Origin of the sequence: Agromyces allii, from assembly GCF_009749385.1 — a bacterium.
In the GTDB taxonomy this organism is placed as follows: Bacteria; Actinomycetota; Actinomycetes; order Actinomycetales; family Microbacteriaceae; genus Agromyces; species Agromyces allii.
On the sequence record NZ_WBIN01000001.1, the window covers coordinates 83,266 to 97,352 of the forward strand.

The 14,087-nt window shown below is 73.1% G+C and carries 11 protein-coding genes; 2 read left to right on the forward strand and 9 right to left on the reverse strand.

The annotated features are described in order from the left end of the window. The first annotated feature begins 48 nt into the window (after positions 1–48). Entirely contained in the window at positions 49–309 is a 261-nt protein-coding gene (locus GQR16_RS00345) for a DUF6458 family protein (protein WP_157413180.1), read from the forward strand. Positions 310–376: 67 nt separating this feature from the next. Here the strand turns inward: GQR16_RS00345 and GQR16_RS00350 are convergent, their stop codons facing one another. Further along, positions 377–1,981, reverse strand: a complete 1,605-nt coding sequence (locus GQR16_RS00350; RefSeq protein ID WP_157413181.1) for an MFS transporter — start codon at positions 1,979–1,981, stop codon at positions 377–379. 117 nt (positions 1,982–2,098) lie between these two features. On the opposite strand from GQR16_RS00350, the gene GQR16_RS20035 reads away from it, so the two are divergent. Further along, the gene (locus tag GQR16_RS20035; protein ID WP_157413182.1) at positions 2,099–2,662 is read left to right on the forward strand and encodes a TetR/AcrR family transcriptional regulator; all 564 of its coding nucleotides are present in this window, start codon (positions 2,099–2,101) and stop codon (positions 2,660–2,662) included. Positions 2,663–2,838: 176 nt separating this feature from the next. On the opposite strand, the gene serA is transcribed toward GQR16_RS20035, so the two are convergent. The 8 genes from serA to GQR16_RS00395 form a co-directional block, all read right to left on the reverse strand. Next, positions 2,839–4,428 (reverse strand): phosphoglycerate dehydrogenase, encoded by a 1,590-nt coding sequence (gene serA, locus GQR16_RS00360; protein ID WP_157413183.1) that lies wholly within the window; start codon positions 4,426–4,428, stop codon positions 2,839–2,841. A gap of 169 nt (positions 4,429–4,597) precedes the next feature. Beyond that, positions 4,598–5,002, reverse strand: a complete 405-nt coding sequence (locus GQR16_RS00365) for a bacitracin resistance protein (protein WP_157413184.1) — start codon at positions 5,000–5,002, stop codon at positions 4,598–4,600. Beyond that, positions 4,999–5,502 carry a DNA polymerase III subunit gamma/tau gene (locus GQR16_RS00370; RefSeq protein ID WP_157413185.1) on the reverse strand — a complete coding sequence of 168 codons (504 nt, stop codon included), beginning with the start codon at positions 5,500–5,502 and terminating at the stop codon, positions 4,999–5,001. The genes GQR16_RS00365 and GQR16_RS00370 overlap by 4 nt, the downstream gene beginning before the upstream one ends. A 10-nt stretch (positions 5,503–5,512) precedes the next feature. After that, positions 5,513–6,283, reverse strand: a complete 771-nt coding sequence (locus tag GQR16_RS00375; RefSeq protein WP_157413548.1) for a copper homeostasis protein CutC — start codon at positions 6,281–6,283, stop codon at positions 5,513–5,515. A 23-nt stretch (positions 6,284–6,306) separates the two neighbouring features. Then, positions 6,307–8,103: a gluzincin family metallopeptidase gene (locus GQR16_RS00380; protein WP_157413186.1), complete on the reverse strand. Its 1,797-nt coding sequence runs from the start codon at positions 8,101–8,103 to the stop codon at positions 6,307–6,309. A gap of 3 nt (positions 8,104–8,106) precedes the next feature. Next, positions 8,107–8,943 carry a copper chaperone gene (locus tag GQR16_RS00385; RefSeq protein WP_157413187.1) on the reverse strand — a complete coding sequence of 279 codons (837 nt, stop codon included), beginning with the start codon at positions 8,941–8,943 and terminating at the stop codon, positions 8,107–8,109. A 44-nt stretch (positions 8,944–8,987) separates the two neighbouring features. Then, positions 8,988–10,397 carry a tyrosinase family protein gene (locus GQR16_RS00390; protein ID WP_157413188.1) on the reverse strand — a complete coding sequence of 470 codons (1,410 nt, stop codon included), beginning with the start codon at positions 10,395–10,397 and terminating at the stop codon, positions 8,988–8,990. Between the two features lie 158 nt (positions 10,398–10,555). Then, positions 10,556–14,011, reverse strand: coding sequence for a lamin tail domain-containing metallophosphoesterase family protein (locus GQR16_RS00395; protein ID WP_157413189.1), 3,456 nt, complete (start codon positions 14,009–14,011; stop codon positions 10,556–10,558). Positions 14,012–14,087: the final 76 nt, after the last annotated feature.

The following is a 14,087-nucleotide window of genomic DNA, read 5'->3' on the forward strand; positions in this document are numbered from 1 at the left end:
GCGCACCCGGCGCGTCCACCCGACCGCCCGAGAAGGGAGTCCCCCACCATGAGCATCGGACTCGGAATCGTCCTCTTCGTGATCGGCGCGATCCTCGCGTTCGCGTTGAACATCGCCGTCGACTGGATCGACCTCCAGCTGGTCGGCTACATCCTGATGGCCGCAGGCGCGCTGGTCGTCGTGCTCGGCATCGTGCTGCTCGCGCGCCGCCGCCGCACGATCTCGACCTCGCAGACCAGCGTCGACCCCGCTTCCGGCACGCAGGTGCGCCGCGACGAGACGAGCGCGCCCGACACGACCGCCTACTGAGGGCACGCACGAGGGCCCGCGTCGCAGCGCGACGCGGGCCCTCGTGGTCGTCGGCTCTCCGCGGTCGTCAGTCCGTCGACGCCTGAACGGGGTTGCGCAGCGTCACGGCCGCGATGACCGCGGCGCCGAGCATGAGACCCACGCCGATGAGCGAGGTGAGCACCACGCCGCCGTCGAACGCGACGGCGGCCGAGGCGAGCACCTGGTCGGCGATGCCGGCCGGCATCTGCTCGGCGACCGCGGAGGTGCCCGCGAGCGTCTCGCGTGCGGCATCGGCCTGCGCGGAGGTCAGCGACGCCGGGAGCACGAGCGCCGCCCGGTAGTGCGCGGCGAGGATGCTGCCGAGCACCGCCGTGCCGAGCACCGCGCCGAGCTCGTACGCCGTCTCGGAGACCGCCGACGCGGCTCCGGCCTTCTCGGGCGGTGCGCTCGAGAGGATGAGCTCGTTCGAGACGGTCTCGGCTGCGCCGATGCCCACGCCGAGCAGCACGAACGCGAGCACGATCGGGGCGATCGACTCGGCATCCGTGAACAGGGCGATCACGAGGTAGCCGGAGGCCGAGAGCCCGAGCGCGACGGGCACGAGCACGCGCGGGCGCACCCGACGAGCGACCGGCACGACCGCGAGGCCGGCGATGATCATCGCGACGAGGCCCGGCAGCAGCGCGAGTCCCGCCTCGACCGGGCTGAGCCCGGCGATCAGCTGCAGGTGCTGCGACACGAAGTAGAGGAACCCGACGAGCGCGATCACGCTGAACAGGTTCACGAGCACCGCGCCGCCGAAGGAGCCCTTCGCGAACAGTCGCACGTCGAGCATGGGCGAGTCGCTGCGGAGCTGCCGGCGCACGAACCAGAGCGCGCAGGCCGCACCGAAGGCGATCGCGAGGATGCCGGTGGCGTCGAGCCCGTCGGTCGCGATCGACTTGATGCCGAACACGATCGGCACCATGGCGGCGAGCGAGAGCACGATGCTGACGATGTCGATGCGGCCCGGGTTCGGGTCGCGGCTCTCGGGGATCAGCAGCGGCACGAGGATGATGAGCGGCACGAGCACGGGCACCGCGAGCAGGAACACCGAGCCCCACGCGAAGTGCTCGAGCAGCACGCCGCCGACGATCGGGCCGAAGGCGCTGCCGGCGGCGAAGCCGGTCGCCCAGATCGCGATCGCGAGCCGGCGCTGCTCGCGGTCGGCGAAGACCGTGCGGAGCAGCGACAGCGTCGAGGGCATGAGCATCGCGCCGAAGAAGCCGAGCGCGGCGCGGGCGGCGATGAGCGCCTCGGCGGTGGGCGCGAACGCGGCACCGATCGAGACGACGGCGAAGCCGACCGAACCGATCAGCAGCATGCGGCGACGTCCGAAGCGGTCGCCCGCACTGCCCATGGCCACCAGGAGTCCGGCGAGCACGAGCGGGTAGGCGTCGATGATCCAGAGCTGCTGGGCCGCGGTCGGTGCGAGCGCGAGCGAGATCTCGGGCAGGGCGAAGCTCAGCACCGTGTTGTCGATCGAGACGAGCAGCACGGGCAGCATCAGCACCGCGAGCGCGAACCAGGCGCGTCGCGGGGCGCGCACCGAGGGTTCGGCGGCGCCGCGTGCGGTCGCGCCGGGGGCGCCGGCGGTCGGGCGCGCGTCGAGGTCGGTGGTGGTCGTCGGAGTGGTCAGGTTCTCGGTCATGCGTTTCGCTCGTTCTGTCTCTGAGGCGGTTTCTATACCGTCCAGTTGGTATAGTAACAGGATGCCGCGAGACCTGCCAGCACCGGCCCCGACCCCGTTCTCCGCCACAATGGGGTCATGAGCCGTCCCCCAGCCGCACGCGAAGCCGTGCTCGACGCCTTCGAACGGCTGATCATCGCCGACGGCGAACGCGCCGCGACCCTCGACGCCACGGCCCGCGCCGCCGGCGTCTCGAAGGGCGGGCTGCTCTACCACTTCGGCTCGCGCCATGCCCTCATCGCCGGGCTCATCGAACGCCTGCACCGCCTCGTCGACGAGGACGTCACGCGCATCGACGCGGCGCCCGAGGGCCCGATCGCGTACTTCGTGCGCTCGTCGCTCGAGATCGAGACGGCACTCGACCGCAGCTTCATCGCCACCGTGCGCCTCGCACAGGGCGGCGACCGCGAGGCCGGCATCGCCATCGAGGAGGTGCGCGAACGCTGGCTCGTCGAACTCGGCCGCCACGTCAGCGACCCGGCGCTCGCCATCGCCATCACCCTCATCGGCGACGGCCTCTACTACCACTCGGCCCTGCGCGCCGAGGCGGTCGACGATGCCGCGACCGCCGGCGACTTCAGCCCCGAGCAGATGGACGCGCTCGTCGCCCTGCTCGAACGCCTGGTCGCCGACGGCCGCTGACGGCCGCTGAGCGACGGTCACCGTCCGGCGGCTGATGACGGGCGCTCGGCGGGCACTCCCCCGCCGGGCCTTCGAACGGCGACTCGCGACATCCGCCTCGACCTCCCCTCGGACGACGGATGCCGCATGCGACCGGTTCGGGTCGCATGCGGCATCCGCAGGGCTGGGAGTGCTGCCTACTCGGTGATATCGATCTCGACGAAGACCGAAGCGTCGATCGCCTCGCGGACGCGCTCGAGCACGTCGGCGGGAACCGGCGAGTCGACCGTGAGCACGCTGAGCGCGCTGCCGCCGGCCTCGCGACGGGCGATCTGCATGCCCGCGATGTTGATGCCGGCCTCGCCGAACTCGCGACCGTAGACCGCGACGATGCCGGGGCGGTCGGCGTACTCCATGACGATGTGGATGTCGGCGATCGGCACCTCGAGCTCGTAGCCGTTGATGCCGACGAGCTTCTCGACCTGCTTCGTGCCGGTCAGCGTGCCCGAGACGGAGATCTGGCGGCCGTCGGCGACCGCGCCGCTCAGCGTGATGACGTTGCGGAACTCGGCCGACTCGGCGTCGACGATGAGCCGCACGTCGATGCCGCGCTGCTCGGCGAGGAGCGGCGCGTTCACGTACGAGACGGACTCGCTCACGACGTTGGTGAAGACGCCCTTGAGCGCGGCGAGCTTCAGCACCTTGACGTCGTACTCGGACAGCTCGCCGTGCACCTCGACGTCGAGGCTCGTGAGTGCGCCCTGCGCGAGGCCCGAGAAGAGCTGGCCGAGCTTCTCGACGAGCGGGATGCCGGGGCGCACGTAGGGGTCGATGACGCCGCCCGCGACGTTGACCGCGTCGGGCACGAGCTCGCCGGCGAGCGCCAGGCGCACCGACTTCGCGACCGAGATGCCCGCCTTCTCCTGCGCCTCGTCGGTCGACGCGCCGAGGTGCGGCGTGACGATGACGTTCGGCAGGGCGAGCAGCGGCGACTCGCGCGGCGGCTCGGTGACGAACACGTCGAGGCCCGCGCCCGCGATGGTGCCGGCGACGAGCGCCTCGTGCAGCGCCTCCTCGTCGATGAGCCCGCCGCGCGCGACGTTGACGATGTAGGCCGACGGCTTCATCTTCGCGAGCTGCTCGGTCGAGATCATGCCGGTCGTCTCGGGGGTCTTCGGCATGTGGATCGTGATGAAGTCGCTGCGCTCGAGCAGTTCGTCGAGCGAGACGGTCTGCACGCCGAGCTGCTGCGCGCGAGCGGCCGTGATGTACGGGTCGTACGCGATGACCTCGACGCCGAACGCCTGCAGGCGTGCCGTGATGAGCGCGCCGATGCGGCCGAGGCCGATGATGCCGACGGTCTTCTCGTAGAGCTCGGTGCCCGTGTAGTGCGAACGCTTCCATTCGCCCTGCGCGAGCGCGGAGTGCGCCGCCGGGATGTGGCGCGCGAGGCTCAGGATGTGGCCGACCGTGAGCTCGGCAGCCGAGATGATGTTCGACGTGGGCGCGTTCACGACCATGACGCCGGCGGTCGTGGCCGCCTTGATGTCGACGTTGTCGAGGCCGACGCCCGCGCGGGCGACGACCTGCAGCTTCGGCGCCGCGGCGATGGCCTCGGCGTCGACCTTGGTGGCGGAGCGCACCAGGATCGCGTTGGCGTCGGAGAGCGCGGACAGCAGCGCCGCCCGGTCGGTGCCGTCGACGTTGCGGACGTCGAAGTCGGGCCCGAGGGCGTCGACGGTGGCGGGCGAGAGTTCTTCGGCGATCAGCACGACCGGCTTTGACACGAATAGATCCTTCGGGTCTTGCGCGCACCAAGGCGCAGCACTGTGTGGGTGGGATGCGCCACACACCGTCGGGGGCGCAACCCGCTCAGCCTACTTCAGGCGCGAGGTGTGTTTCGTCCGTATGACGACGACCGACCGTCTGCAGACTCGGCCAGGGCCGGACACGTCGTCAGACGACGACGCCGCCGATCTGGCCGAGCAGCACCGTCAGGCTGAGGAAGAGCACCGCCGACACGGCGAGCCCGGTGAAGTAGAGCGCGATGCGGGCGAGCAGTCCGCGCCTGCGACCGAGGGCGAACGCCACGCCGAAGCACGCGAGCGGCGCGACGAGCGCGACGATCATGACGGCCCAGCCGCCGCCGCTGAACGAGAGGCCGAGACCGAGCAGCTGCACGATCGATTCCACGACCTCCCACACGTCGTACGCGTAGAAGAGGCCGAAGAGCACCGCGAGCGTCACGTCGAGCCAGGTCGGCAGCGAGCGGTTCCGGGTCGCGGTGTCGTCGACGACGCCGGTCGCGGCATCCGTCGACGCGGGCACGCCGGGCTCGGGTGCGACGGGAACGGTGCTCATGCGGTGACCCCCAGGACGAACGGCAGCGGCGCGAGCACGAGTGCCCCGACGACGAGCCACACGAGACGCGAGCGGCGACCGCCCGCCCGCATCGCGAGCGCGAACCAGCACGGCGCCGCGAGCACCGCGAGCCAGAGCCCGAGCGCGTACATCGCGTCGCTCACGATGCTGACGCCCGGCACCGAGGTGCGGAGCGCGGTGATGAGCCAGCCGATCGTGTAGAGCAGGTAGACGCCCGCGAGGATGCCGAGCACCACGAGCTCGACGGAGCCGGTCTGCGGCGCGGCACCGGCCGTGTCGTCGGCGTCGGTCTTCGCGTCGGCGTCGGTCTTCGCGTCGGCGTCGGCGTCCGCGACCTCGAGCGGGCCGGATGCCGCGTCGGGCCCGCCGTCGGCCACCGGGGCCGCGACCGGCGGGCCGACCGTCTTCCAGCCGGGGGCGAGCGTCGGATCGTCGTCGCCCTCCCAGCGCAGGGCGTCGTCGTCGGAGTCGCGCGTCATGCCGTCAAGCCTACGACGGGCGGCGAGGTCGGGCCGCGCGTGCCGCGGCGCGAGCGGCCGCCACTGCGGCGCGCACGGTCGCGGCATCCGTCACGTCGAATCCGTCGACGCCGCCGCCGGGGCCGCTCGGACCGCCGCGTTCGTCGCGGCCGCGCGCGGAGAGGTGCACGGCATCGACGCCCGCGGCCGCGAGTTCGCCGATGTCGGGCACGCGCACACCGCCGCCCGACATGATCTCGAGCGCTCCGCCGACCTCGGCGACCATGCGCGCGAGCGTGGGAAGCCCGGCACGGCAGTCGGCGCCGCCGCCCGACGTGAGCACGCGGCGCACCCCCCGGCCGGCGAGCGCCCCGACCGACGCGAGCGGGTCGGCACTCGCGTCGACCGCCCGGTGCACCGTGACGTCGATGCCCTCGGCCGCGGCGACGAATGCCGCGATCGCGCCGTCGTCGAGCGTGCCGTCCTCGGTGAGCGCGCCAACGACGACGCCGTCGGCGCCGAGCGATCGGGCCTGTCGGATGTCGCGCACGATGGTGTCGATCTCGTCGGCGTCGTAGACGAATCCGCCGCCGCGGGGCCGCACGAGCACGTGCACGAATCCGGGAGTCCGGGCTGCGGAAGCAGCGGCCACCGCGGCCTCGACGAGCCCGGCCGACGGGGTCAGCCCGCCGAGCCCGAGCGCCTGGCACAGCTCGATGCGGGCGGCACCTCCTTCGAGGGCGATGCGGACGCCCGCGGCATCCTGGACGGCGATCTCGACCTGCAACTCGTTCGGCACCATGACACCGTAGCGGGTCGGCGCGGTCACCTGCCGCCGAGCGCTGCGCGGGCGCGGACGAGGTCGAAGAACGCGCCCGGGTCGACGCCGGGCGGCGGCGCGGCGAGCGGGCGCCTGCCGGTGGCCGCGGCCGATGCCGCCCGCACGGCGGGGGCCGCACCGTGCGGGGCGGATGCCGCGGCATCCGCCTCGAGCACGTCGAACGCGTGGGCGGCGTCGTCGACCGGGCCGGCTCCTTGCACGCCCGCGGCCTGGTCCGCGCCGCTGCGAGCCGACCCGCCCTCGGCCGCCACGCTCCGCACGAGCGCGAGGCAGCGCCCGTCGGCCCAGCCGAGGCTGATCGTCGCGCCGACCGGCACCGGCCGGATGCGCGTGCCGTCGTCGAGGACCCGCGCCGGGCGCTCCCACGCGACCTTCACGAGCAGCTCGCGCTGCGGCGGCACGTCGGCCGGCCCGACGCGCTTCGTCGCGTCGATGCGCGCGAGCACCGTGAAGGGCACGCCGGCGGGGATCCCGATCGCACGGCGATGCCGGCTCACGTAGTCGTACGCGGCGTAGTCGTGGTCGCGGAGGTCCTCCAGGCGCTCGGGCGGCACCCCGAGCGCCTGCGGGCGTCGGCCGTGCACGCGAGCCTCCGAGTCCACGATGCCCCGGGTCACGAAGCGCGTGGCGAACGCGTCGCGTCGTCGCCGCACCTCGACGCTCGCCCTGCGACCCGTGGCCGCATCGATCGCCCGGTCCGCGGCGAAGGCCGCCCGGCCGACATCCGCGAATCCGAGATCGCCCGGCGGAAGGTAGTCGATGCCGCGCAGCACGAACCGGCGGAAGATGAGATGCGCGGTGCCGAGCGCCTTGTTGGCAGCCTGCGTCGCGGTCGGACGCCTACCGCCGTCGCCTCGACGACTCCGCTCCCGCGCGAAGCGGGCGTCGAAGATGTCGCGGAGCGTGTCGTAGTAGACGGCCGACAGCAGCGTGCTGAGCTCGTGCGGATCCGCGCCTGCGAGATCCGAGAGCCGCCCGGGCTTCGCGAGCTCGCGGAGCGCGTGCCGTTTCGCCCCGTCGGGGCCCGGCTTCGCGACCCCGAACTCCTCGGCGATCGAGCTGAACGCGTTGTGCTCGTCGATGCGGTTGCGACTCCGTGCGAGCACGCTCGTGCGGAGCCGGTCGCTCTCGAGCGCCATGAGCACGGCGATCACGTCGGCGACGGCCTCGTGGATCGCGATCGACTCGCGGGTGCGCCGGTCCGTGAGCGAGGGCTGCACGGCGTCGAGCAGCGCGTGCCCGCACTCGTGGGCGACGATGTCGCGACTGAGCGCCGTGTGCACGCGCGAGCCGTCGACGCCGGTGAACGACGAGAACTGCAGGCTGCGGGTGCGGCGGTCGTACGCCGCGTTCGCGCGCTCGCCCGCGCGCGGCACGATCAGCAGCTGCTCGCCTCCGAACGCCCAGGTCACCCGCCGACCGAGCGCGTCGGCCCCCTCGAACATACGGATGGTCCGGAAGGCGATCCCGAACGCGTTCACGGCGAGCGCGGCAGGCGACTCGGGGTCGGGGCCGGTGTCGTAGGTGCCGTCGAGCGCCCCGTCGCGCGCGGGCTCGAATCGCGCGGGCGGCGGCAGCGGCATCCCGGTCTCCGGGTCGAAGTCGACGACGGCGAGCCGACGGCACGCGGGCCCGTCGAGGAAACGGTCGTTCGCGTCATCCGGAAGCGGCAGCTCGCGGTTCTCGTGCGTCGGCGCCTCGGCACCGTCGACCCGGCCCAGGTCGACCGAGTCGTCCTGGATGACGAGCGGCACCGTCGCGATCGGACCCCTGCGCGCCATGGTTCAGCCTCCGACGACCGCGCCGGGCACGGCCTCGACGAGGATGGCCTGGCCGAGCAGGGCTTGCCCGACCGCGCCGATGGCCGCGACCGCGATGAGGGCGAGCGGCACGGGGTCGCGCCAGGCGCGCGGGTGCCTCGCCTCCCACCACACCGAGAGGCTCAGTGCCGCGAGCACGACGACGCTGTGCCCCGGCACCATCGAGAGCATGAGCGGGCCGCAGAGGATCGCGCACCTGCGCCACTCGATCGCCCCTGCGCGGGCGGCGGTGCGGATGCCGCGGCGACCGCCCGGCGCGACGGGCGGCGTCTTCGCGCACTTCGTCAGGAGCCGGGCGCGCCAGGCCGACCACCGCGCGAGCGCCGCGACCGCGAGCGCCGCGAGCTGCCACCAGAGGCTGCCGGCCGGGATCGCCGCGAGCTGGGCGAACGCGCCCGCGACGAGCCCGAACGACAGCCAGAGGGCCGTCGAGACGGCGACCGCGACGAGCGGCAGCCCCACCCGCCAGCGGGGGAACGACCCGGCGCTGATGCGCTCGGCGAGCGGGACGAGCAGCGGCCACATCATCGCGACGACCATGAGCAGCCAGCCCGCGATCCACGCCGGCGTGACGACGACGGATGCCGCGGCGGCCGCGGAGCCCGAAGCACCCGCATCCCGGGCGGCGTCCGACCCGCCGTGGTGCGGCCCCGATCCGATCCGGCCCGCGATCGGCAGCGCGGCGAGGAGCAGCACCGCCCAGGCGAGGCCGGAGAGGGCCCGGAGCGCTTCACCGACGCCGAACCCGGCACCGATGCCCGGTGCCCGACGGCGGCGCCGCGCTCGTTCGGCGGGCCGCACGGCCCGAGGGGGCGGGGTGCCCGATGTGCGTTGCGTCTGCAGGCTCACGGCGTTTGCACGTAGACCGTGACCTGGGCGACCTGGATCGCGCGATCGTCGGCGCCGGCGTCGGGTTCGCCCTCGGCATCGCCTCCGTCCGGCTCGACCGCCGGCTCGGCCGCGGGAAGCAGCCGGACCGTCAGCGCCCCGCCCGCCCATCCCTCGGCGAGCAGGTCGGCCAGCACGGTCGACGCGTCGACGAGGTAGTTGCGCACCTCGTCGTCGGGCGTGCCCGCGAGGCCGAACGTCGAGAACCCGCGCACGACGTGAGCGTCGGCATCGGGCGCAGAACGGATCTCGACGTCGTACGCCGCATGCGGCTCGTGGGCGGTCGCCCCGGCGAGCTCGAGCATGAGCCGCGTCGGCGCCGCCTCGTCGAGTCCGAGGCCGCCGCCCTCGAACGGGATCTCGCGCTCCTCGCCCGACGTGAGATCGAACGTCGCCGCCACGGGCTGCCACTTCGGTGCCTCGTCCAAACCGAGTCCTCCTCCGGTCGCGGCGATGATCGCCGCACGTCGCTCGGCGACCTCGTCGGCGAGCGGATCGGCGAGCACGATCGACTCGTACTCGTAGTCCATCGACTCGTCGGCCAGGTCTTCCACCGCGGCCATCGCATACGTCTTCGGGCGCTGCTCGTCGCCGAACCAGAAGGTCGAGGAGTCCCACGCCGTGACGAGCTCGGGCGGCGTGTCAGCGGCATCCGTCAATCGGATCGACCCCTCGAGCGAGAGCCAGACCTCCCACAGGCGATCGATGTTCGCGTGATGCAGCCAGAACACGGGGTCGCGGCCCGCGGTCGACGGCGAGCGCATGACCCCGCCGATGGCCATGTGCACGTAGTTGTGCGGGCGATCCTCGACCGTGCCGAAGAACTGGTCGGGCAGCGCGCCGCCGAAGCCGGGCTCGCGTTCGAGCAGGTAGCTCGGCTGCGCGAGGGCCTCGACGATGTCGGCGCTGTCGGCCGGGATGGGCTGCGACGATCGCGCCGGCGAGAAGAGCGGATTGTCGACGAGCACGCCGTCGACCGTGCGCTGCTCGACCTGGAACTCGACCGGCAGTCGCCGCGTCGAACCCGGGGCCGAGTAGTCCCAGTACGGCAGCGCCCAGTCGTCGTCACCCGAGGCGTCGCGGATGTGCTGCTCGAACCAGGCGAGGTAGGCCCGGTGCCATGGCAGGAAGAACAGCGACGCGTGCGTGCACTGCGCCCAGGCCGCTCGGCGCTGCGTGAACTGGTCGATGCCGTGCGTGTTCGCCGCCCACATCCACGAATCGGGCGTGGGCGGACCGGCCGCATCGCGCGCCTTCATGGCTTCGACGCCGCGCGCGTAGGCATCGAGGATCGGATGCCACGCGCCCGTCCTCGCGGTGGCGCGATCGCCCACCGTCAACCCCGAGATGTCCCTCCGAACGCGCATGGCGACCCCCTTCGCTCTGCAATGCGCGCCCTGTCTACCACCGGCGCACCGGCGCGTCCAGAGTGCCGACGGCACACTTCGCGCACGTCTTCGCACGGCCACCTCGGGCCGCTCCCGGGCGTCGCGGCGCAGCTCGGTCCGCCACGGAGTCCGAGCCCTCAGCGTGCGACCAGCACGGCCTCGGTCGCGACGAGCTTCGGGTACTGGAACGACACGTCCACCGTGAAGTCGTCGTCCTCGGCCGTGTAGCGGTCCTGGAGTCCGTCGGCGAGGATCTGCCACGGCCGCGAGTTCGTCGGCGTGCCCTCTGAGCCGTCCTCCGGCCGGAACTGCTCGTAGTCGTACGGGAAGCTCGCCGCCGCGTCGAGGGTCGACGAGATCGTGTCGACCGAGATGGTGCCGCCGCCGAGGTCGAGCTGGAGCAGCCGCTGGAATCCCGTCGCCCGCTCCCCCGTGTGGGTGCGGAACTCCTGGTAGTCGGCGAGCAGTTCGACGACCGTGTGGCCGGGCAGCCCGCCCGCGTCGTCGGTCACGATCCGGCCGAGCCCGTGGAAGTGCCCGGAGAGCACCGCGACGACGTTGCGGTTCGGCGCGATCACCCGCTCCCAGAGCTCGCCGCCCCGCGAGAGCCAGCGCGACCCGGTCGAGCGCCCGGCCGCGACATCCGCGAGCTTCGGCGTCACGTGCTCGTGCGTCGAGACGATCACGTTGTGTCCGGGGTGCGAGGAGACGACCTGCTCGGCCCACGCGAGCTCGCGCTCGCCATAGGCGTAGGGCAGCGAGAGCATCAGGAACCGCGCTCCGCCCCGCTCGAACGTGCTGAAGTTCGCGCTGTTGTCGCCCGGAGCGATCGAGCCCGCGTACCAGGGGCGGCCGGCGTAGCGCTCGGGGCCGAAGTACTCGTTGAACAGGTCATTGCTGGCGCCGCGCTTGTTGTCGTGGTTGCCCGGCAGCACGCTGTTCGGCACGCCGGCGTCGTCGAGCACGGCCTGCATCGTCGAGGCGACCTCGAACTCGCGGCGCGCACGATCCTCCTGCTGTCCGGGGTCGACCCAGTTCTGCACGAGGTCGCCCGTGTGGGTGGCGAACGCGATCTTCCGCGACTCGCGGTTGGCGGCGATCCACCCGACGACGTCGGCGTACACCTCGGGGTACGCCTCGCTCAGGTACTGGGTGTCGGTGATGTGGCTGATCGCGAGGTCGTAGTCGGCGGGATCCTCGAACTCGCCGTCGGCACCGTGCCGCGGGGCATCGGCGCGCTTCGCCGCGCTCTGCACGAGCAGTTCGACACGGCCGCCGGATGCCTCGGACTCGCGCACCCGCCCCGCGAGCGTGAGCGTGCCGCCGTCGACCCCCGAGCGGGCGTCGAGCGGGCGCCAGGCGTTCGTCGCGGCATCCCACACCGAGAGCATGAGCTCCGTCCGACCCGCGCCGCGGCCCGTCCACGACACGTCGCCGCCGTCGGCGAGACCGGTGCCGGTCGCGTCGAGTACGAGGCGCACGTAGGGGAACGCGAAGCCGTCGTCGGATGCCGCGAGGCCGCCCATGTCGCCGAGGTCGAGCGGCAAGGGCACCTCGCCGGACGCCCGGTGCTCCGTGAGTGCGCCGCCCTCGGTCGTGCCTCGTGCCGCCTCGACGACGACGGCAGGCACGCCGTCGCGCGCGATCCTGCGCGATCGCGCGGACCCGTCGTCGGTGGCCGAGCGCGCGAGTTGCACGGCCGCACGCTCTCGATCGCGGCGCACCTCGGCGGCGAGCCGCGTCGTCGCCTGCTGCGCGATCGCCTCGACGTCGGTCCACTCGGCGCGGTCGAGCACGCCGGGCGTCGCCGCCCGCACGACGAAGTCGTCGGCGTCCGAACCGGTGAACCGGCTGCGCTGGTAGGTCTCGCCGCGCAGCCGGTCGGGCTGGAACGTCGTCAGCGACACGCCCTTGGTGCAGGGGCTCAGACGTTCGTTCGGTTCGTCCATCTCGTTCGCGAGGTACACGCCCGCACTGTCGACCCGCCGCCCGTCGGCATCCTCGACCCAGACTCCGGTACCGAGGAAGTCGAACGGGGTCGAGAAGCGCGCATCGGCGGACGCTGCGGCAGCCGTGCCCTCGAGCGACGCGACCCAGGCAGCACCGGGGGCGAGCCGCGTGCCGCGGTCGATGGTGAGCAGCGTCGCCTGCTCGCGCCCGCCGTCGACCCCGCACTGCACGAGCTTCCAGCCGCCGAGGTCGACGGTCGCGTCGCCGTAGTTGCCCAGCTCGACGAAGTTCCGCGGTTCGGCGCCGTCGAGCGACCTCGGGTCCGTGGCGATCTCGCTCACGGCGACCCCGACCGGATCCTCGTAGGCGAACGCCGTGCGGAACACGCTCCGCTCGACGTGGGCGTTCGCGGCCCCTGGCGTGCGCGGCGCGATCACGAACTGCGGCTCGGCCGGCACGCGCCCCGGCCGGTCCCGGTCGTCGTCCCGGGCCGCGTCGTCGTCCTCGGGCGCATCCACACGTTGCCACGACTCCCCCGCACGCGCGTCGAGCACCGAGGCCAGCTTCGACGTGCCGCCCTGACACGCGGTGTCGGGCCCGTTCGACACGCTCACCTGGTCGACCCGGCGGCCGGCGGCATCCGTCAGGAGCACGCCGAACGTCGTGTCGGCCAGGCTCGTCGTCGCCCGCGCATCGGGTTCCGGCTCGCCCGAGCGGGCCTCGAACCCGGGGCCGCCGAGCACGAACCGTTCGTCCGCCGCGAGGGTGCGCCCCTCGGGGAAGGTGAACCGTCTCGTCTCGGGCGACGCCGTGCCCGCTGCCGTGCATCGGAAGACCGACCACCCGCCGACCTCGACGGCCGCCCCGCCGGCGTTGCGGAGTTCGACGAGGTCGTCGCCCGAGCCCGCGGGCCCCGCCGCGGCGACCTCCTCGATGCGAACGGATGCCGCGGTCGGCCGCTCCCCCGCACGCACCGTGTTCGCAGCGCCCGGGGTCGCGTCGGCGCGCACGAAGTCCGCGACCACGTCGCCCGTGTCGGCGACGCGCTGCCAGCTCTCGCCCGGCGCCGTGACGAACGCGAGCGTCTCGGGCAGGTTCGCCCCCTCGGTGCACTCGCTCGCCACCGGATTCGGCTCGCTCGGATACACGCCGACCGCGTCGACGCGCTCACCCGTCACGTCGACGACGACGAGTCCGAACCCGCCGCGGTCGTACGGCTGCGTGAACCGCGCATCGGCGGCACGCCCGCCGGGCAGCACGGCACCGACGCGTGCGACCGTGAAGCGCTCGCCGGGCGCCAGCACCACGCCGTCGAGCGATGCCTCGGGGCGGCCGACGTTCGCCCGGAGCCCCTCGGCGCTGCACCGGAACACGTTCCAGCCGCTGAGGTCGACGGTCGCACTGCCGCCGTTGCGCAGCTCGAAGAAGCTGAAGACGCCGTCGTGCCCGTCGCCGTTCGCGAGTTCGTCGATGACGATGCCGGATGCCGCGGCCACCGCCTGCGCGCGCGGCTCCGTGGCCGGCGCAGCCGATGCCGCCCGCCCCGGCAACCCGACCACGAGCAGTGCGGTGATGAGGAGGCCGACGACCGGAGCCGTCGCCCTCGTGTGAGCAGTTCGAACCGGGCTTCCTCCGCGTCGCACGGTCCCACGTTCGCCGCCTCGGATGAACGAGCGGCGACGCCCACCGAAGGGTCGCGTGAACGACCGGCGACGTCAT

Excerpts from the sequence above, each read along its gene's own strand:
- GQR16_RS00345 (WP_157413180.1), top strand. The coding sequence starts at position 49 with ATGAGCATCGGACTCGGAATCGTCCTCTTCGTGATCGGCGCGATCCTC.
- GQR16_RS00350 (WP_157413181.1), bottom strand. The coding sequence starts at position 1,981 with ATGACCGAGAACCTGACCACTCCGACGACCACCACCGACCTCGACGCG.
- GQR16_RS20035 (WP_157413182.1), top strand. The coding sequence starts at position 2,099 with ATGAGCCGTCCCCCAGCCGCACGCGAAGCCGTGCTCGACGCCTTCGAA.
- GQR16_RS00365 (WP_157413184.1), bottom strand. The coding sequence starts at position 5,002 with ATGAGCACCGTTCCCGTCGCACCCGAGCCCGGCGTGCCCGCGTCGACG.
- GQR16_RS00370 (WP_157413185.1), bottom strand. The coding sequence starts at position 5,502 with ATGACGCGCGACTCCGACGACGACGCCCTGCGCTGGGAGGGCGACGAC.
- GQR16_RS00375 (WP_157413548.1), bottom strand. The coding sequence starts at position 6,283 with ATGGTGCCGAACGAGTTGCAGGTCGAGATCGCCGTCCAGGATGCCGCG.
- GQR16_RS00380 (WP_157413186.1), bottom strand. The coding sequence starts at position 8,103 with ATGGCGCGCAGGGGTCCGATCGCGACGGTGCCGCTCGTCATCCAGGAC.
- GQR16_RS00390 (WP_157413188.1), bottom strand. The coding sequence starts at position 10,397 with ATGCGCGTTCGGAGGGACATCTCGGGGTTGACGGTGGGCGATCGCGCC.